Raw genomic sequence first — 18117 nt, 5'->3', positions numbered from 1 at the left:
GGTCGGCGTACCGCTGGAAGACGATGTTCACGCACGGATGCGGGACGACATGGGTGGCATACGGCTCGGACAGGTCCCAGTCGATCAGCCAGTAGTGCTCGACGTAGGGGCGCAGCGGCGCGGCGGGGGTGCGACGGCGGAACTGCACCCGCGTGAAGAGCCCGGGGGCGTCGACGATGCCCCGGGTGTCGCGCCGTGGAGCGGCCATGTCCTGGATCCTAGGCCCGTTGCGCCCGCAAGGAGCTGTCGCGTTTTTTCAAGCCGCCGCCGGCAGCCGTCCGTAGCGTCCTCGGCATGAACGGCACCAACGGAATGCAGGACATCCCGGACGACACCTACAGCGGCTACCGCGGCGAATCCGCCCGCCCGGCCCCGCGGGACCTCGCCGAACCGCCCCGCACGGCCCCCTCCGCCCACCCGTCGTCGCCGATCAGCGTGCTGCTCGCCGCGGCGGCCGAGGCGGCGCTCCCCGTCCTGCGCGCGGTGCGCGACGACCAGCTGGCGCGGCCGACGCCCTGCGCCGAGTACGACGTACGGGCCCTGCTCAACCACCTCTTCCACGTGATCGTCGCCTTCCAGACGCTGGCCGCCAAGAAGGACGCCGACTTCAGCCGTACCCCCGACCGGCTCGGCGAGTACGGGACGCAGTGGCCCGAGCGGTTCGCGGCCGAAACGACGCGGCTGGTCGAGGCATGGGCGGCGCCGGGCGCCGAGGACGGGCTGACCGGCGGGATGAACCTGCCGGCGCGGACCGTCGGCGCGATGGTGCTGCTGGACCTGACGGTGCACTCCTGGGACGTGGCGCGGGCGACCGGGCAGCCGTATGTGCCGGCCGACGGCTGTGTGGCCGAGCTACGGGCGCTGGTCGCGCAGATGGGACCGACGGCCCGGAAGATGAACGTGTTCGCCGAGCCGCTCCCCGCCCCGCCCGGCGCCGGTGACCTCGACGTACTGCTGGCCGAGACGGGCCGCGATCCGCAGTGGACGGCCGGCTGACGGGCCTCAGGAAGCCGGCGCGCCGGGACCGCGCTGCCCCTCGGTCGGCTGCGACGCCCGCCGCGCCGCGACCCGCCGCAGATGCCCGTCGAACACCCCGCGGGCGTCGGGCGTCAGGGTCCGCAGGGCCACCATCGCCGTGAGGATCACATCGCACAGCTCGCCGTGCACCTCGTCCCAGGTGTGGCTGTGTCCCTTGCGCGGGTTCTGGCCGGTGGCCCCGATGACGGCCTGCGCGACCTCGCCGGCCTCCTCCGTGAGCTTCAGCAGCCGCAGCAGCCGCTCCTGTTCGGGCGGCAGGGTGCTCTCCCGGTCGAGCCAGTGCACGATTCCGTCGATCGCTTCCCAGACGGCGGTGCCGTCCAGGGGCGCGGCTGTGCCGGAGGGCGTGACGGGGGCGGCTGCTGACGGGACGTCGGACGCGGTATCGGACATGGCCCGATTGTGCCCGCGCCACGCCGTGTTCGTGCCTAGGGTGGAATTCCACCGCGGTCGGCGACGAGTGGGAGGCAGCCCGCAGATGGACGACCGGCACACGCCCCACGACCGGCTCCCCGAGGCGCTGATCGATTTCTACGGGCTGGCGCCGCTGCCCCGCGAGGGCGGCCGCTACCGGCGCACCTGGGAGGGCCCCGAGCGCCCCGACGGGCGGCCCGAGGGCTCGGCGATCGTGATGCTGCTGACCGCCGAGCCGGGCGACTTCTCCGCACTGCACCGACTCCCCACCGACGAGATCTGGCACTTCTACCGGGGCGATCCGCTCACCCTGTTCCTCCTCCCGGAAGGCAGCGCCGGCAGTGGTGCCGGCGGCGGCGCCCGTACGGTCGTGCTCGGGCCGGACGTCCTGGGCGGGCAGCACGTCCAGTTCACGGTGCCGGCCGGTACGTGGATGGCCGCCGAGGTCGCCGACGGCGGTGCCTGGACGCTCTTCGGCTGCACGATGGCGCCCGGATTCACCGTCGAGGACTACGAGCACGGGGACGCCGCCGTATTGGCCGCGCGCTTTCCCCAGGAGGCGGCGCGGATCACCGCGCTGAGCCGGCCATGACCGAGACCCCCTCCGAGACCCCCTCCGACGTCGCCTCCGGCCCCCGTGACCCCGGGTTGCCCGATCTGCGCGGCCAGGTCGCCCTCGTGACCGGCGCCTCCGGGGGCCTCGGCGGCGGGATCGCGCTGCGGTTCGCCGCCGCGGGCGCCGCCGTCGTGGTGCACTACCGCACCGGTGCCCGGGCGGCGCGGGCGCTGGTCGAGCGGATCGAGGCGGACGGCGGGAGCGCGCTGGCGCTGCGCGCCGATCTGGCCGTCGAGAAGGAGTGCCACCGCCTGGTGGACGAGGCGGCCGGCTGGCGCGGGCGGCTCACCGCACTGGTGAACAACGCGGGCGTGCAGCCGACGCAGGAGCTGGCGGCGATGTCGCTCGCCGACTGGCGGGCGGTGGCGGATCCCACGGTGCACAGCGTCTTCGCCTGTACCCAGGCCGCGGTGGCCGTGATGCGGGCGGACCGGGGGACCTCCGGGCCGACGGGGGGTTCGGTCACCCACATCGCCTCGATCGAGGCGGACCGTCCGGCGCCGCGGCACGCCCACTACTGCGCGTCCAAGGCGGCGGTGGTGATGCATGCGCGGTCGGCGGCGCTGGAGTACGGGCCCTACGGCATCCGCGTCAACAGCGTCTCGCCCGGTCTGATCGCCCGTCCCGGCCTGGCGGAGGACTGGCCGGAGGGGGTGCGCCGCTGGCAAGCGGCGGCGCCCGCCGGGCGGTTGGGGCGGCCGCAGGACGTGGGCGACGCCTGTGTCTTCCTGGCCTCGCCGATGGCGTCCTGGATCACCGGACACGATCTGGTCGTCGACGGCGGTGTCTCGGCCCGCCCCACATGGTGACCGGCGGGCCGGGCCTCACCGGGTGACCGGCGGGCCGGGTCCCCCATGGTGACCGGCGGGCCGGGCCTCACCAGGTGACCGGCGAGCCCCGTCCTGCCCGGTGACCGGGACCCGGTGCCTCCCGCGCCGCGGGCCCGTCGCGTCCGCGCTGAACCGTTACGGCCAGACCAGGCAGTACGCCTGGTGCCCGGCCTCGTGCAGCCGGTGGCTGAAGTCCTGCCACTCGTGCAGGAGCTGGTAGACGGCGAACGCGTCGCGCGGGCCCCCGCGGTCGGGCACCGTGGACCAGATGAAGGCGGCCGCGCCGACCGACTCCTCGCCGACCCCGCGCAGCGGGTCGACCACGGTCATGGGGAGCTTGACGACGGCGTAGTCGGGGTGGAGGACGACAAGCTCCAGCGGCGGAACCTTATGGAGCGGTATGCCCTCTATACCTGTGAGGACCATGGCGGCCATCGTCTCCGGCTTGATCTTGGAGAACATGCCGCCCATGCCGAGTTCGTCACCGCCGAGCTCTTCGGGACGCATGGAGATCGGGACGCGGGCCGCGGTCGCGCCGTTGGGCGCGCCGAAGTACTTGTACGTCACCCCCATGCGGCCGCCCCTGATGTCCCCGCCCGTGGTTTCCTCGCGCCGGTGACGGCCGCGCTGGGCACGCTCGGGACCCCGGTCATTGGTTCCCTCGCCCAGTTCGCCACCGCGATGCATATCTCCACCCGACCACTCGCAGCCTCAGCCGCGCAACCCGATCATCGTCTCAGAGACCTCCCCCGTCACCGGCGCGCGAAACGCCCGGCCGCACGCCCCCGTGCGCCTCTGAGACCATTGCTTGCGTGACTTACTCGTACGTCGGCCCCAGTTTCGCAGACGAGTGGGGGCTGACGCCCGGTCGAAAGCGAGAGGAATCAAAAAAGGATCGAGGTTGAACCGAGCGGCCCGTGCACACGTACCGCGAGGGACATCCCGTACCGATGCCAGCCGGGCCGCGTCCGCGCGCCGCCCTCCCGCCGTTTATGCAGGTCAGGATCACCGTGTCTTTTCCGTATGAAGCCCCTGTTTCGCAGTCGCTGTTCGACCGGGCGTCCGCCGTGACGCCGGGCGGCGTCAACTCTCCGGTCCGGGCGTTCCGCGCCGTGGGTGGTACGCCCCGGTTCATGGTGTCCGGCGCCGGTCCGTACCTCACCGATGCCGACGGCCGGGAGTACGTCGACCTCGTGTGCTCGTGGGGGCCGATGATCCTCGGCCACTCGCACCCCGAGGTGATCGCCGCGGTCCAGGACGCGGTCGCCCGCGGGACGTCCTTCGGCACGCCCGGTGCCGGCGAGGTCGAGCTGGCCGAGGAGATCGTGGCCCGGATCGAGCCGGTCGAGCAGGTGCGGCTGGTCTCCAGCGGGACCGAGGCGACGATGTCGGCGATCCGGCTGGCGCGCGGCTTCACCGGCCGGCCGAAGGTGATCAAGTTCGCGGGCTGCTACCACGGGCACGTGGACGCGCTGCTGGCCGCCGCGGGTTCGGGCGTGGCGACCTTCGGTCTGCCCGACACGCCGGGCGTGACGGGTGCCCAGGCCGGCGACACGATCGTGCTGCCGTACAACGATCTGGAGGCGGTGCGGGCCGCGTTCGCCGCGCACCCGGGCGAGATCGCCTGCGTGATCACGGAGGCGTCGCCGGGCAACATGGGCGTGGTGCCGCCGCTGCCCGGCTTCAACCAGGGCCTGAAGGACCTCTGCGCCGGCAACGGCGCGCTCTACATCTCCGACGAGGTGATGACGGGCTTCCGCGTCAGCAAGGCCGGTTGGTACGGAATTGACGGGGTACGTCCGGATCTCATGACGTTCGGCAAGGTCATGGGCGGCGGCTTCCCGGCCGCGGCCTTCGGCGGCCGCGCCGACGTCATGGCGCACCTCGCCCCGGCCGGCCCCGTCTACCAGGCGGGCACGCTGTCCGGGAACCCGATCGCCACCGCCGCCGGAGTCGCGCAGCTGCGGCTGCTGGACGACGCCGCGTACGAGAAGGTCGACGCGGTCTCGGCGGAGCTGCGCGGACTGGTCACCGCGGCGCTGGCGAAGGAGGGCGTGGCGCACAGGGTGCAGAACGCGGGGAACATGTTCACGGTCTTCTTCACCGACGCCGAGGTCACCGACTACGAGGGGGCCAAGGCGCAGGACGCGTTCCGCTTCACCGCCTTCTTCCACTCGATGCTGTCGCAGGGTGTCTACCTCCCGCCGTCCGCCTTCGAGTCGTGGTTCGTCTCGACCGCGCACGACACGGCGGCCGTCGAGCGGATCGCCGCCGCACTCCCGGCCGCCGCGCGGGCCGCGGCCGAAGCGACCGCCTGAGGCACGGGCGCCGGCCGACGACTGAATGAATGGGTGACATGAGCAGCGAAGACATCACCGTCGTGCATCTGATGCGGCACGGCGAGGTGCACAACCCCGACGGCGTCCTCTATGGGCGCCGGCCCGGCTACCACCTCTCCGACCTGGGGCGGAAAATGGCCGACCGGGTGGCGGAGCATCTCGCGGGGCGCGACATCACGCACGTCGTCGCCTCGCCGCTGGAGCGTGCGCAGGAGACCGCGGAGCCGATCGCCGGTGCGCACGGCCTGGAGCTGGCCACCGACGAGCGGCTGATCGAGGCCGGCAACGTCTTCGAGGGGAAGACCTTCGGCGTCGGTGACGGCGCGCTGAAGAAGCCCGGGAACTGGAAGTACCTGACGAATCCGTTCCGCCCGTCGTGGGGCGAGCCGTACATCGAGCAGGTCGTACGGATGATGGCGGCGCTGGGGGCGGCGCGGGACGCGGCGCGCGGGCACGAGGCGGTGGCGGTCAGCCATCAGCTGCCGATCTGGATCGTGCGCAGCTTCGCCGAGCGGCGCCGGCTGTGGCACGACCCGCGGAAGCGGCAGTGCACGCTGGCCTCGCTGACGTCGTTCACATTCCACGGCGACAAGATCATTTCGGTGGGGTACAGCGAGCCGGCGCGCGACCTGGTTCCCTCCCATCTTCTGGCGGGCGCCAAACCCGTCAAGGGAAAGTCCAAGGCTTTCGGGGCCTGATGCTGCATCACCTGGCGGGGTGTCAAAGCCAGGGCCAATTGAATATCTGAGCGATTAGCCGGAAGCCCCACGCTCGACGTGCCCTCTTCTCGGTTGTCCGTTTATATGGATAACGAGTTCGGCGAGAACGGATGGGGTCGAGGGTATGCGCGTGATGAGTCGGCGACACCTGTTGGGGATGGGTGTGGGAGCAGCCGCGGCGCTGGGCGTCGCCGGCTGCTCGTCGTCGGACTCGGACAACGCGAGGGCGGAAAAGCAGCGGGTCAAGAACTCGGTCCTGGCGCGCTCGAAGCCCATCGGTGACGGTTCGACAGCGAATTCCGGCGCGCAGCCCCATCAGCCCAAGGCACCCGAACGGCTGGAGCCCGGTCAGATCCCGCCGCAGTTCGTGGTCTTTTCCTGGGACGGGGCCGGAGAGGTCGGCAACGGCCTCTTCCCGCGTTTTCTCCAGCTCGCCAAGGACCACGGCGCGGCGATGACGTTCTTCCTCTCCGGGCTGTATCTCCTGCCGGAATCCAAGAAGCACCTCTACGACCCGCCCAACAACAGGCGGGGCGCCTCCGCCATCGGCTACCTCAGTGACGACCACATCAAGGAGACGCTGAAGTACGTGCGGGAGGCCTGGCTGGACGGACACGAGATCGGCACCCACTTCAACGGGCACTTCTGCGGCGACGCGCCGACCTCGGTCAAGCACTGGACACCCGAGCAGTGGCAGTCCGAGATCGCCCAGGCGATGGACTTCGTCACGAAGTGGCGCACGAATACCGGCTTCACCGACCTCGAAGCACTGCCGTTCGATTATGAAAGGGAATTGGTCGGCAGCCGTACCCCCTGTCTGCTGGGCCAGGAGAATCTGCTGCCCGTCGCCAAGCAGCTCGGCTGGCGCTATGACGCCAGCTCGTCCGGCGGCCTCCAGATGTGGCCGAAGAAAAAGATGGGCATCTGGGACTTCCCGCTCCAGCTGATGCCGTTCCCCGGGCACCCTTTCGAGGTGCTCTCGATGGACTACAACATCCTCGCCAATCAGTCGAAGCGCTCGACGAAGGCGCCGCCGGTGAACTACCCCGGCTGGCGGCAGCAGGCCACCGACGCATACATTTCCGGATTCCGCCGGGCCTACGAGACCAATCGCGCGCCGTTCTTCATCGGCAACCACTTCGAGCAGTGGAATGGCGGCATCTATATGGACGCCGTCGAGGACGCGCTCAAGCACATTGCCAATGAGCAGAACAGAGATGTCCGTCTGGTGTCCTTCCGGCAGTTCACCGACTGGCTCGACGCCCAGGACCCGGAGGTGCTGCGCAAGCTTCAGCAGCTCCCCGTCGGCCGGCGCCCGAGCGGCGGCTGGAAGTCGTATTTGTCAGCTGCTTGACATGTACTGCCGGACCGCGGCGGGCCGTCGGAGGGGGGCGCGGAAGATCCGTAATTGGCCCATGCGAAACTTTTCACATGAGTGCCTGCCGCGTCCCACGCCGCCTCACGAGCCGACGCCGTCTCGCCCTGCTCGCCGCAGGTGCCGCGGCCGCTTCGCTGACGCTGAGCGCCTGTGGCGACGGCGCCTCCGGCGGCTCGGCGCAGACCCGCTTCGTCCAGGGCAAGAACGGCATCGACACCGTCAAGAAGGACGAGCGGCAGCCCGCGCCCGACCTCTCCGGTGAGACCACCACCGGCAAGAAGCTGGATGTCGCCGCGTACAAGGGCAAGGTCGTCATCCTCAATGTCTGGGGATCATGGTGCGGCCCCTGTATCGCCGAGGCGCCGAACTTCGCCAAGGTCGCGAACGACACCAAGGGCAAGGGCGTCCAGTTCATCGGGATCAACACCCGCGACTCCCAGAAGTCGCAGGCCACCAGCTTCGAGGAAGAGCACAAGGTGCCCTACCCGAGCCTGTTCGACCCGACCGGCCGGCTGATGCTGCGCTTCCCCAAGGGCAGCCTCAACCCGCAGTCGATCCCCTCCACGATCGCCATCGACCGGCAGGGCAAGATCGCCGCCCGGTCGATCGGCCCGCTCGCCGAGAACGAGCTGCGCAAGATGATCGCCCCGCTGCTCGCCGAGAAGTGATCACGTGATCGCGCTCGCCGCCGCCGCGGAAAACCAGACCGTCCTCAACGGCACGCTGCTCGCCGCCGTCCCCATCGCGCTCTTCGCCGGGCTCGTCTCGTTCTTCTCGCCCTGTGTCCTGCCGCTGGTGCCGGGCTACATGTCGTATGTGACCGGCGTCACCGGCACCGACCTCGGTGAGGCCCGGCGCGGGCGGATGCTGGCCGGTGCCGCCCTCTTCGTCCTCGGCTTCACCGCCGTCTTCGTCTCCGGCGGCGCGCTCTTCGGCTTCGCCGGCAAGAGCCTGCTGGAGTACCGGGACGTCATCTCGCGCGTCCTCGGCGTGCTGATGATCCTGCTCGGGCTGGCGTTCGCCGGCGTGCTGCAGCGCTTCGGACAGCGCGAGCTGCGCTTCCACATGAAGCCCGCCATGGGGCTGGCCGGCGCGCCGGTGCTCGGGGTGCTCTTCGGCGTCGGCTGGACGCCCTGCCTGGGACCGACCTTCGCCGCCGTCAGCACCCTGACGTTCTACGATGCCAGCGCCGCGCGCGGTGCCCTGCTCACCGTGGCGTACTGCCTGGGCCTGGGCCTGCCGTTCATCGCCGTCGCGCTGGCCTTCCGCCGGGTGCTCGGGGCCTTCGGCTGGGTCAAGCGGCACTATCAGTGGGTGATGCGGCTCGGCGGCGGCATGATGGTCGCGCTCGGCATCCTCCTCGTCACCGGCATCTGGGACAGCCTGATGTCCGACCTGCAGAGCTGGGCGCAAAGCTCCACCGTTGGGATCTGATTGATGTCCACCAAGACCGACACCCCCCGCGAGCCGGGCCCCGCGGCCGATCCGGGCAGCGATCTCGGCGCCGCCGGATCCCAGCTCTCGACCGCGCCCCAGGAGGAGGTCACCCTCCCCTCGCTCGGCCCGATCGGCTGGGTGCGCTGGTTCTGGCGGCAGCTGACCTCGATGCGGGTGGCGCTGCTGCTGCTCTTCCTGCTGTCGATCGGTGCGATCCCCGGCTCGCTGATTCCGCAGACCAGCATCGACCCGGTCAAGGTCGACCAGTTCAAGGCCGACCACGCCACCCTCGGTGACATCTACGACAAGCTCGGGATGTTCCACGTCTACAGCTCGGTGTGGTTCTCGGCGATCTATCTGCTGCTGTTCATCTCGCTGATCGGCTGCATCGTGCCGCGCAGCTGGCAGTTCGTCGGACAGCTCCGCGGCCGCCCGCCGGGCGCCCCGCGCCGGCTGACCCGGCTGCCCGCGTACACCACGTGGCGCACCGACGCCGCGCCGGAGGAGGTCCTCGGCGCGGCCCAGCGGCTGCTGAAGAAGCGGCGGTTCCGTGCCCACCGGGCCGGCACCGCCGTCGCCGCCGAGAAGGGCTATCTGCGCGAGGCCGGCAATCTCGTCTTCCACGTCGCACTGATCGTGATGCTGGTGGCGTTCGCCGTCGGCAGCCTGTGGAAGTCCGAGGGCGGCAAGCTGGTCACCGAGGGCGACGGCTTCGCCAACAGCCTCACGCAGTTCGACGATTTCAAGTCGGGGGCCTTCTTCGACACCGACACCATGGAGCCCTTCGGCTTCACCCTGAACAAGTTCGAGGCGACCTACGAGCGCAGTGGCCCCCAGAAGGGCACCCCGCGGACCTTCCGCGCCCATCTGACGTACTACACCGGCGCGGACGGCAAGGAGCACCGCAAGGCGGTCGAGGTGAACACCCCGCTCGACATCGCCGGTTCGAAGGTCTTCCTGCTCTCGCACGGCTACGCGCCGGAGGTGACCGTCAAGGACGGCCGCGGCAAGGTCGTCTACCAGGGTGCGGTCCCCTTCCTCCCGCAGGATCCCAAGAACCTCACCTCGACCGGTGTGGTGAAGGTGCCGGGCGCGCAGACCAAGGACGGCAAGCGCAATCAGCTGGGCTTCCAGGGCTTCTTCGTGCCGACGTTCGGCGGCAAGGGGTCCGGGTCGATGTTCTCCCAGTTCCCCGCGCTGGACTACCCGGTGCTGACGCTGACCGCCTACCACGGCGATCTGGGGGTCGACTCGGGGCTGCCGCAGAACGTCTACCAGCTGCAGAAGAAGTATCTGAAGCAGTACAAGGTCAAGGGCGCCCCGCTCGCCAAGATGATGCTGCCCGGCGAGACCATGAAGCTGCCGAACGGCGACGGCAGCATCCAGTTCACCGGCATCAAGAACTGGGCCAGCTTCAAGATCACCCACCAGCCGGGCAACGGCCTCGCCCTGGCCGGCGCGGTCGCCGCCCTGGTGGGCCTGGCCGGCTCGCTGTTCATCCAGCGGCGCCGGGTGTGGGTCCGGGCCGAAACGGGTGCGGACGGGGTGACCGTCGTCGAGATGGCCGGCCTCGGCCGCAGCGAGTCGCCGCGGCTGCCGGAGGAACTCGGCGATCTCGCCGCGGCGCTGGAGCCCGACGCCCCGCTCGTCCCGGACGCCGCGACCGGCCCGGAAGCCCCGACGACCGGCTCCGACGCCGCGACCGGCCCGGAATCCGATCCGCAGCCCGAGACGGCCCCCGCTGCCGGCTCCGGCTCCGAAGACCCCGCGGAGCCCACTGACTCTGACGGTCCTGCTGAACCCTCCGAAGGAGCGCGCGCGTGAACATCGCTGCCGCCGCCAACGAGACACTGGCGCACAACAGCAACCTGCTGGTCTATTCGGCAATGGCGGTCTATACGCTCGCCTTCGTCGCCCACATGAGCGAGTGGGTGTTCGGCAGCCGCAGCAAGGTCGCCCGCACCGCCGCCGCGCTGACCTCCCAGGCCACGGCGCCCGCGACGGTCTCCGCCAAGGCGGCACAGCAGGGCGGCGGCACCGCCGTACTGGAGCGCCCCAAGGTCATCACCAAGTCCGCCGCCGGCAGCCGCGACGTCCCCGACGGCCCGGGCGCCGCGGGCGGCACGGAGAAGGGCGACCTCTACGGGCGGATCGCCATCTCGCTGACCGTCCTGGCCTGGGGGCTGCACGTGGGCGGCGTGATCACCCGCGCCCTGTCCGTACAGCGTGCCCCCTGGGGCAACATGTACGAGTTCTCCACCACCTTCGCCGCGGTCGCGGTGGGCATCTACCTGCTGCTGCTCACCCTCCGGAAGAACGTCCGCTGGATCGGGCTGCCGCTGGTCACCACCGTCCTGCTCGACCTCGGGCTGGCCGTCTCGGTGCTCTACACCGCCAGCGACCAGCTGGTGCCCGCGCTGCACTCGTACTGGCTGTGGATCCACGTCAGCTGCGCGATTCTCTCCGGTGCGGTGCTCTACCTCGGCGCCGTCGCCACGCTGCTGTTCCTCTTCCGCGACCGCTACGAGGCCAAGCTCGCCGACCCGGCGGGCAAGCAGCCCGGCGCCTTCGCCACCTCGGTGCTGGAGCGGCTGCCCTCGGCCGCCTCGCTCGACAAGTTCGCCTACCGCGTCAACGCCACCGTCTTCCCGCTGTGGACCTTCACCATCATCGCGGGCGCCATCTGGGCCGAGGCCGCCTGGGGCCGCTACTGGGGCTGGGACCCCAAGGAGGTCTGGGCCTTCATCACCTGGGTCGGCTACGCCTGCTATCTGCACGCCCGCTCCACGGCCGGCTGGAAGGGCCGCAAGGCCGCCTGGCTGGGCCTGATCGCGTTCGCCTGCTACCTCTTCAACTACTACGGCGTGAACATCTTCGTGACGGGTCTGCACTCTTACGCGGGGGTCTGAACCGGCGGGCTCCGGGGGCTGATCCGCCGGGGTCGCTCCGGCGGGCTCCGGGGGCCACCGGGCTCCTTCGGGACACCGGAATCCGGGTCGGAGCCCGTCTCCGGACCGCCGGTCTCCGGGCCCGCCCGACCCCGGCTCGCCCGCACCCCCACCCGCACCGGTGCCGTATCGGGACGCGGGGCTCATGACGAGCCCCGGCTCCGTACGGCACCGTCGTTTTTCGGGGGCGGCGCACGGCCTACGAGGACGGGCGCACGGGCGGTGCCCTAGCGGCGCCTGCGTCGGCCCCGTTCCTGGCGCGGCGGGTGCTGATCGGCGCCCGGCAGCGTCGGCTTCGGCAGATGCGCCACCTCCCACTGCGCCTCGGCCAGCTGCTCGGCGGTGTCGTCCGGCAGCCGCGGCGGTCGCCGGGCCGCATGGCGGAAGCCGAACGCCGAGGTCAGGTCGCCGAATGCGGACCGCCGCCAGTCGCTGATGTTGGGCTCGGCGACCCCCGTCCAGCGCTCCAGGAACTGCAGCACCGAGGTGTGGTCGAAGGCCTCGCCGGCGGCCCAGCCGCCCACCGTCCACGGCGAGATGATCAGGCACGGCACCCGGAAGCCACCGCCGATCGGCAGGCCCTTGACGAACTCGTCCTTCGTCCCCGGCGGCGGCACCGGCGGCGGCACATGGTCGAAGAGCCCGTCGTTCTCGTCGTAATTGAGGATGAAGACGGTCTTGGCCCACACCTTCGGGTTGGATGCGATCGCCTCGATCTTCTGGGCGACGTAGTCGGCGCCGGCGGCCGGCAGATAGTCCGGGTGCTCGGACTGGTGGCTGGTGGGGATCAGCCAGGAGACGGCCGGGAGCCGGTCGGCCCGGGCGTCGTCCTCGAAGGTGCCGGCCGGCTGCGGCCGCATCCCGCGTTCGTAGAGCGGCTGGCCGGGCTGGGAGTCCCGGAAGGTCTGGAACTGCTCCAGGAGGTTGCAGCCGTAGTCGTCCTCCTCCTGGTAGACCTTCCAGCTGATGCCGGCCGCCTCCAGCCGCTCGGCGTAGGTCGTCCAGCGGTACGCCTTGGGCGCGGTGTTGTTGAGCACCGGGCCGCCCCGGGTGCCGCCCGGGTCGAGGGTGCCGGTCATCCAGTACAGCCGGTTGGGCCAGGTCGGGCCGAAGACCGAGCAGAAGTAGTTGTCGCAGAGGGTGAACGTCTCGGCGAGGGCGAACTGGAAGGGGATGTCCTCGCGGGTGTGATAGCCCATCACGTACGGACCGTTGACCCCGTCGGCCTTGCGGTGCGCGGGCAGCCAGCGGTCCATCTTGCCGCCGTTCCACGCCTCGTGCTGCACGGACCAGGCGTGGCTGGTGGAGGGGATGGCCTGCGCGCTGGACGTGTGCGTGTTGAGGCGGAACGGCAGCAGATAGCCGTCCGGGTTCTGCGCGTCCGGCTGGTGGAAGACGGACCGGCCGTCCGGCAGCGTCAGTGCCTTGGGGTCGGCGAAGCCGCGGACCCCGCGCAGGGTGCCGAAGTAGTGGTCGAACGAACGGTTCTCCTGCATGAGCATGACGACGTGTTCGACGTCGTGCAGTGAGCCGTGACGTGCGGGTCCGGCGGCGACGGCCTTCTGGACGCTGGGCGGAAGCAGCGACAGCGCGGCGGCGCCGCCGACCGCGCCTGCCGCGGAGCCGAGGAGTCTGCGTCGGGTCATGTCGGGCATATGTGCCACTCTCCCTGAGTCGCGTGAGCCTCAGTGGGCCGACTTGACTGTGGCGGTGGCTGAGTTTCCCGGGCAGGGGGAGGTTGCTGAACGATGCATCAATTGGCCGTGAACGGCTGACAGTTGGCCGGACGCCGCTACGTCCCGTACGTCACTCGAAGCAGCGCACGACGGACCGTTCGCGCTTCGCTCTACGTGTTTGAAAAGCCACGTCAGGACACGCGGCGAAGGCCCGGAGTTCCCCCGGGTGCCGGGCAGGGGCACTCCTCGGGCAGCGGCCCGACGGCCGCCATCCTGGCGGAGGGCGGGGAACGGGGGCCACCGAAATTGCGCCGAGGAGGGGCCGGCGGGAGTGGCCAGGAACGCTTCACCCGTCCCCGATGTCCTCCCGCCACAACTCCGGCCGCTCGGCGATGAAGTCGCGCATCATCTGCGTGCATTCGGGGTCGTCCAGCAGCACGATCCGTACGCCGTGCCGGGCCAGCCGGTCGTGGCCGCCGTGGAAGATGTGGGCCTCGCCGATGACCACGTGCGGTCCATGGCGTCACCGTACGCCGGGCGGCACGCTCAGGGTGTGTCCTCGGGCCCGTCCGCCGCCTCGCGGTTCTTGCGGCGGAGTTCCTCCTCGCGGCGGCGCAGGTCGGCCTCCCAGTCCTTGAGCCGGGTCTCGTCCTGCTTGTTCTCGTCCTTGAGGGAGCGGAGGAACTCGGGGTTGTCGTCCGGGGCCACCCAGGTGGTGCGGTGGTTGCGGTGCCATTCCGAGGGTGTGGAGCCGTCGCCCGTGACCGGCCGCCGGGTCCTGCCGGCGACCAGCCAGGCGACCGGGCCGACCAGTACCTCGCCGAAGAGCAGGATGATGAGCACCCAGATGACCTTGGGCAGGCCGCGCACCTGCGATTCGGGGGTGTTCAGGCAGTCGATGAACGCGTAGATCCACAGTGCCAGCACCAGGAGGAACGGCAGATACCTGAGCATTGCGGAACCGAGCCCCCTGCGTGTGGCGGCGGGCCCTCGACGGGGCCCGGTGACCCGTCCAGGGTAGTGCGTACCCGATACTGGACGGCATGGCTTACGACGATCTTCGCTCGTTCCTGCGCGCACTGGAGCGGGATGGCGACCTCAAGCGCATCAAGGCCGAGGTCGATCCGTATCTGGAAATCGGCGAGATCGTGGACCGGGTGCAGAAGTCCGGTGGCCCGGCGCTGCTCTTCGAGAACGTCAAGGGCTCGGCGATGCCGCTCGCCATGAATGTCTACGGCACCGACCGCCGGCTGCTCAAGGCGCTGGGCCTGACGTCGTACGACGAGATCAGCAGCAAGATCGGCGGGCTGCTCAAGCCGGAGCTGCCGCACGGTTTCGTCGGCGTGCGCGAGGCGTTCGGCAAGCTCGCCGGCATGACGCACGTCCCGCCCAGGAAGGTCAAGGACGCGCCCGTCCAGGAGGTCGTGCTCCAGGGCGACGAGGTCGATCTGGACCGGCTCCCGGCGCTGTTCACCTGGCCCGAGGACGGCGGCTCCTTCTTCAACCTGGGGCTGACGCACACCAAGGACCCGGAGTCCGGGGTGCGCAACCTCGGTCTCTACCGCCTCCAGCGCCACGACAAGCGCACCATCGGGATGCACTGGCAGATCCACAAGGACAGTCGCAACCACTACCAGGTCGCCGCCAAGCGCGGGGAGAAGCTGCCGGTCGCGATCGCCTTCGGCTGCCCGCCGGCGGTGACGTACGCCTCGACCGCACCGCTGCCCGGGGACATCGACGAGTACCTCTTCGCGGGCTTCCTCCAGGGCAAGCGGATCGAGATGGTCGACTGCAAGACCGTGCCGCTGCAGGTCCCGGCCCACGCCGAGGTCGTCATCGAGGGCTGGCTGGAGCCCGGCGAGATGCTGCCCGAGGGCCCGTTCGGCGACCACACCGGCTTCTACACCCCGCAGGAGCCGTTCCCGGCGCTGACCATCGACTGTGTGACGATGCGTAAGCGGCCGCTGCTCCAGTCGATCGTGGTGGGGCGGCCGCCGACGGAGGACGGGCCGCTGGGGCGGGCGACGGAGCGGTTCTTCCTGCCGCTGCTCAAGATCATCGTTCCGGACATCGTGGACTACCACCTGCCGGAGTCCGGCGGCTTCCACAACTGCGCGATCGTCTCGATCGACAAGAAGTACCCCAAACACGCCCAGAAGGTGATGCATGCCATCTGGGGCGCGCACATGATGTCGCTGACCAAGCTGATCGTGGTCGTGGACGCGGACTGCGATGTCCACAACCTCCACGAGGTGTCCTGGAGGGCGCTCGGCAACACCGACTACGCCCGGGACCTCACCGTCGTCGAAGGTCCCGTCGACCATCTCGACCACGCCTCCTACCAGCAGTTCTGGGGCGGCAAGGCGGGCATCGACGCGACGAAGAAGTGGCCCGAGGAGGGCTATACGCGCGACGGGGGCTGGCCGGCGATGGTCGAGTCCGACCCGCGGACGGCGGCGCTGGTCGACCGCCGCTGGAAGGAGTACGGACTCTCGTGACCAGCGCATCCGCGGCGGTCCCGCAGCCGGGCCGGACCAAGGCGTTTCTGCGCCTGGTGATGATCGAGCACTCGGTCTTCGCGCTGCCCTTCGCCTATATCGCCTCGCTGACCGCGATGTACGAGCGGGACACGACCATCCACTGGGGCCTGCTGCTCCTCGTCACCCTCTGCATGGTCGGCCTGCGCACCTTCGCGATGGCCGCCAACCGCATCATCGACCGCGAGATCGACGCCCGTAACCCGCGCACCGCCCACCGCGAACTGGTCACCGGCGCGGTGTCCGTGAAGTCGGCCTGGACCGGCGCGGTGATCGCACTCGTCGTCTTCCTGGGCGCGGCAGCGCTGTTGAACCCCCTGTGCCTGGCGCTCGCGCCGCTCGCGGTGGTGCCGATGGTGGTCTACCCGTACGGCAAGCGCTTCACGAACTTCCCGCAGGCCATCCTCGGCCTCGCCCAGGCGATGGGACCGATCGGCGCCTGGATCGCCGTCACCGGGGCCTGGTCCTGGGAGGCGGTGATCCTCGGCCTCGCGGTCGGTGTCTGGATCGGCGGCTTCGACCTGATCTACGCCTGCCAGGACGTGGAGACGGACCGTGCGGTCGGGGTGCGGTCGGTCCCGGCCCGCTTCGGCATCCCGGCGGCGATCTGGGGGGCGCGCGGCTGTCACCTCGTCACGACGGGGCTCTTCGTCTGGTACGCGCTGGCGACCGGCGCCGGCGTGTTCTTCTGGCTGGGGCTGGCGATCGTGGCGGGGGCGTTCCTCTACGAGCACACGATCGTGAAGCCGCACGACCTCACCCGGCTGAACCGGGCGTTCTTCCAGGTCAATGGGTTCATCGGGATTGCGCTCTTCGTCTGCGCGCTGCTGGATCTGCTGGTGCGCGGGCTGACGGTCTGACCATGGCCGGCGGTCCGGGGGCCGAGGCCCCGCCGGGCGCCGCTCAGCCCTTGCTGAGCGGCCAGGCGATCAGCCGCGGGTAGCTCCACAGCTCGCCGCGGGTGGCCTTCACCGTGGCCATGATCGCGCAGACCAGGCCGGCTATGGCGTACGTGCCCATGATGGCGGCGACGGTCAGCAGCGGGACGGCCAGGCCGGAACTCTGGCGCTGGGATTCCGTGGCGACCGCGGCGAAGATGAAGGCGCTGCCGAAGTACAGCACCGCGCCGAGGGCCGCCATGACGGCCTGGGTGATGCCGAAGTTCAGCGCCTGGGTGGCGTGGTGGCGGACGTACGGATCGTGCTTGTGGCGTTCGTTGTTGCGGACGGACAACGGGAAGATCCACCCCACGAGCGCGCCCAGACCGCAGCACATCACCGAGCCGGCGGTGACGATCAGCAGGGTACCGAGATGGGCCCACATCGCGGGGCCCGTCGAGGCCGACGGCGGCTGGGCGCCGTAGCCGGTCTGCTGCGGGCCGGGGTAGTCGTAGCCGCCGGGCGCGCCGCCGGGCCAGCCCTGCTGCGGGGCTCCGTACGGCTGCTGCGGACCGCCGCCGTACGGTCCGTACCCGGGCTGGTGGTAGTCGGACATGGTCTGCTCACCCCGTATGCAGTGCTGCTGCGTAGGGAGGCCGCGTGGTGCGGGGCGTCGTGCCCGGCCCGCGGCTCCCGTTCGATTCCGAGGCTACGTGACGGGTCCGACAGTGGGCCCGGCCGTACCCTCCCTGGCGCGCTCGCGGAAGACGAAGGCCGCCAGCACTCCGCCGATCAGCCCGAACAGATGCCCCTGCCAGCTGATCTGGTTGTCCGTCGGCAGCGCGCCCCACAGGATCGAGCCGTACAGCGCGCCGATGACCAGGCCGATGCCGATGTCGAGGAGGGAGCGTTCGATGAAGCCGCGCACCAGGAGATAGCCGAAGAGGCCGAAGATGACACCGGAGGCGCCCGCGGTGTTGCTGTCCGGCGCGGCCGTGAACCAGACGCCCAGCCCGCTGGTGAGGATGATGAGCAGGACGACGGCGAGAAAGCGCCGCACCCCGCTGCGCAGCGCGGCGACGAAGCCGAGCAACAGCAACGGCAGGGTGTTCGCCGCGAGATGGCCGAAGCCGAAGTGCAGAAAAGCGGCGGGCACCACATCGGCCAGCTCGGCGGGCTCGCGCGGCTGGATCCCGAAGGAATCCAGGGCGCCCCCGCTGGCGGCGTCGACGCCCTCCAGCACCCACAGCAGGGCGACCCAGCCCAGCATCAGGAAGATCGCGGGCTTCGCGCGTGCTCTCATCTCC

Annotated in this window: 19 protein-coding genes and 1 pseudogene; 12 read left to right on the top strand and 8 right to left on the bottom strand. The window is 70.4% G+C overall.

The window, feature by feature from the left end; all coding sequences use genetic code 11:
- A partial coding sequence (locus EST92_RS16850) for a DUF6597 domain-containing transcriptional factor (protein ID WP_343283800.1) occupies nt 1-208 on the bottom strand: 208 nt, incomplete at its 3' end.
- An 86-nt stretch (nt 209-294) separates the two neighbouring features.
- Between EST92_RS16850 and EST92_RS16845 the strand changes: the two genes are divergently transcribed.
- Nucleotides 295-996 carry a TIGR03086 family metal-binding protein gene (locus EST92_RS16845; RefSeq protein WP_254068862.1) on the top strand — a complete coding sequence of 234 codons (702 nt, stop codon included), beginning with the start codon at nt 295-297 and terminating at the stop codon, nt 994-996.
- A gap of 6 nt (nt 997-1002) precedes the next feature.
- Here the strand turns inward: EST92_RS16845 and EST92_RS16840 are convergent, their stop codons facing one another.
- Nucleotides 1003-1431, bottom strand: a complete 429-nt coding sequence (locus EST92_RS16840) for a MazG-like family protein (RefSeq protein ID WP_129281741.1) — start codon at nt 1429-1431, stop codon at nt 1003-1005.
- 85 nt (nt 1432-1516) lie between these two features.
- Between EST92_RS16840 and EST92_RS16835 the strand changes: the two genes are divergently transcribed.
- Both EST92_RS16835 and EST92_RS16830 read left to right on the top strand, forming a co-directional pair.
- A complete protein-coding gene (locus EST92_RS16835) occupies nt 1517-2044 on the top strand; it encodes a cupin domain-containing protein (RefSeq protein WP_129281740.1) in 528 nt (175 codons plus the stop codon).
- Nucleotides 2041-2877, top strand: coding sequence for an SDR family oxidoreductase (locus tag EST92_RS16830; RefSeq protein ID WP_129281739.1), 837 nt, complete (start codon nt 2041-2043; stop codon nt 2875-2877). The genes EST92_RS16835 and EST92_RS16830 overlap by 4 nt, the downstream gene beginning before the upstream one ends.
- Before the next feature lie 156 nt (nt 2878-3033).
- Here EST92_RS16830 and EST92_RS16825 read toward each other — a convergent pair whose 3' ends face one another.
- Nucleotides 3034-3585 (bottom strand): hypothetical protein, encoded by a 552-nt coding sequence (locus EST92_RS16825; protein WP_129249696.1) that lies wholly within the window; start codon nt 3583-3585, stop codon nt 3034-3036.
- A gap of 305 nt (nt 3586-3890) precedes the next feature.
- Between EST92_RS16825 and hemL the strand changes: the two genes are divergently transcribed.
- The 7 genes from hemL to ccsB all read left to right on the top strand — a co-directional run bounded on the left by hemL (nt 3891) and on the right by ccsB (nt 11680).
- The gene (hemL, locus tag EST92_RS16820) at nt 3891-5216 is read left to right on the top strand and encodes a glutamate-1-semialdehyde 2,1-aminomutase (RefSeq protein ID WP_129281738.1); all 1326 of its coding nucleotides are present in this window, start codon (nt 3891-3893) and stop codon (nt 5214-5216) included.
- A 38-nt stretch (nt 5217-5254) separates the two neighbouring features.
- Nucleotides 5255-5935 (top strand): histidine phosphatase family protein, encoded by a 681-nt coding sequence (locus tag EST92_RS16815; RefSeq protein ID WP_129281737.1) that lies wholly within the window; start codon nt 5255-5257, stop codon nt 5933-5935.
- A gap of 145 nt (nt 5936-6080) precedes the next feature.
- Nucleotides 6081-7310 carry a hypothetical protein gene (locus EST92_RS16810; RefSeq protein ID WP_129281736.1) on the top strand — a complete coding sequence of 410 codons (1230 nt, stop codon included), beginning with the start codon at nt 6081-6083 and terminating at the stop codon, nt 7308-7310.
- A 77-nt stretch (nt 7311-7387) separates the two neighbouring features.
- On the top strand, nt 7388-8002 hold the full coding sequence (locus EST92_RS16805; RefSeq protein WP_129281735.1) for a TlpA disulfide reductase family protein: 615 nt from the start codon (nt 7388-7390) through the stop codon (nt 8000-8002).
- 4 nt (nt 8003-8006) lie between these two features.
- Nucleotides 8007-8768: a cytochrome c biogenesis protein CcdA gene (locus EST92_RS16800; RefSeq protein ID WP_129281734.1), complete on the top strand. Its 762-nt coding sequence runs from the start codon at nt 8007-8009 to the stop codon at nt 8766-8768.
- Between the two features lie 3 nt (nt 8769-8771).
- The gene (locus EST92_RS16795; RefSeq protein WP_129281733.1) at nt 8772-10595 is read left to right on the top strand and encodes a cytochrome c biogenesis protein ResB; all 1824 of its coding nucleotides are present in this window, start codon (nt 8772-8774) and stop codon (nt 10593-10595) included.
- Nucleotides 10592-11680, top strand: a complete 1089-nt coding sequence (ccsB, locus tag EST92_RS16790) for a c-type cytochrome biogenesis protein CcsB (protein WP_129281732.1) — start codon at nt 10592-10594, stop codon at nt 11678-11680. Before EST92_RS16795 ends, ccsB begins: the two co-directional genes overlap by 4 nt.
- A gap of 266 nt (nt 11681-11946) precedes the next feature.
- Here ccsB and EST92_RS16785 read toward each other — a convergent pair whose 3' ends face one another.
- The 3 genes and pseudogenes from EST92_RS16785 to EST92_RS16775 form a co-directional block, all read right to left on the bottom strand.
- Entirely contained in the window at nt 11947-13374 is a 1428-nt protein-coding gene (locus EST92_RS16785; protein ID WP_129249689.1) for an alkaline phosphatase family protein, read from the bottom strand.
- Nucleotides 13375-13741: 367 nt separating this feature from the next.
- Nucleotides 13742-13903: pseudogene (locus EST92_RS16780) on the bottom strand (nucleoside deaminase); the annotation flags it as partial.
- A gap of 38 nt (nt 13904-13941) precedes the next feature.
- Nucleotides 13942-14349 carry a PLD nuclease N-terminal domain-containing protein gene (locus tag EST92_RS16775; protein WP_129281731.1) on the bottom strand — a complete coding sequence of 136 codons (408 nt, stop codon included), beginning with the start codon at nt 14347-14349 and terminating at the stop codon, nt 13942-13944.
- An 89-nt stretch (nt 14350-14438) separates the two neighbouring features.
- Here EST92_RS16775 and EST92_RS16770 point away from each other — a divergent pair, with 89 nt between their 5' ends.
- Both EST92_RS16770 and mqnP read left to right on the top strand, forming a co-directional pair.
- Complete coding sequence (locus tag EST92_RS16770; protein ID WP_129281730.1) at nt 14439-15893, top strand: menaquinone biosynthesis decarboxylase; 1455 nt, start codon at nt 14439-14441, stop codon at nt 15891-15893.
- On the top strand, nt 15890-16792 hold the full coding sequence (mqnP, locus tag EST92_RS16765) for a menaquinone biosynthesis prenyltransferase MqnP (protein ID WP_129281729.1): 903 nt from the start codon (nt 15890-15892) through the stop codon (nt 16790-16792). The genes EST92_RS16770 and mqnP overlap by 4 nt, the downstream gene beginning before the upstream one ends.
- A gap of 43 nt (nt 16793-16835) precedes the next feature.
- Here the strand turns inward: mqnP and EST92_RS16760 are convergent, their stop codons facing one another.
- Entirely contained in the window at nt 16836-17426 is a 591-nt protein-coding gene (locus tag EST92_RS16760) for a DUF4870 domain-containing protein (protein ID WP_129281728.1), read from the bottom strand.
- A 93-nt stretch (nt 17427-17519) separates the two neighbouring features.
- Nucleotides 17520-18113 carry a rhomboid family intramembrane serine protease gene (locus EST92_RS16755; protein WP_129281727.1) on the bottom strand — a complete coding sequence of 198 codons (594 nt, stop codon included), beginning with the start codon at nt 18111-18113 and terminating at the stop codon, nt 17520-17522.
- Between the last annotated feature and the right edge of the window lie 4 nt (nt 18114-18117).

Origin of the sequence: Streptomyces sp. TM32 (genome assembly GCF_004122755.1) — a bacterium.
In the GTDB taxonomy this organism is placed as follows: domain Bacteria; phylum Actinomycetota; class Actinomycetes; order Streptomycetales; family Streptomycetaceae; genus Streptomyces; species Streptomyces sioyaensis.
This window is presented reverse-complemented; position numbering and strand designations above follow the sequence as displayed.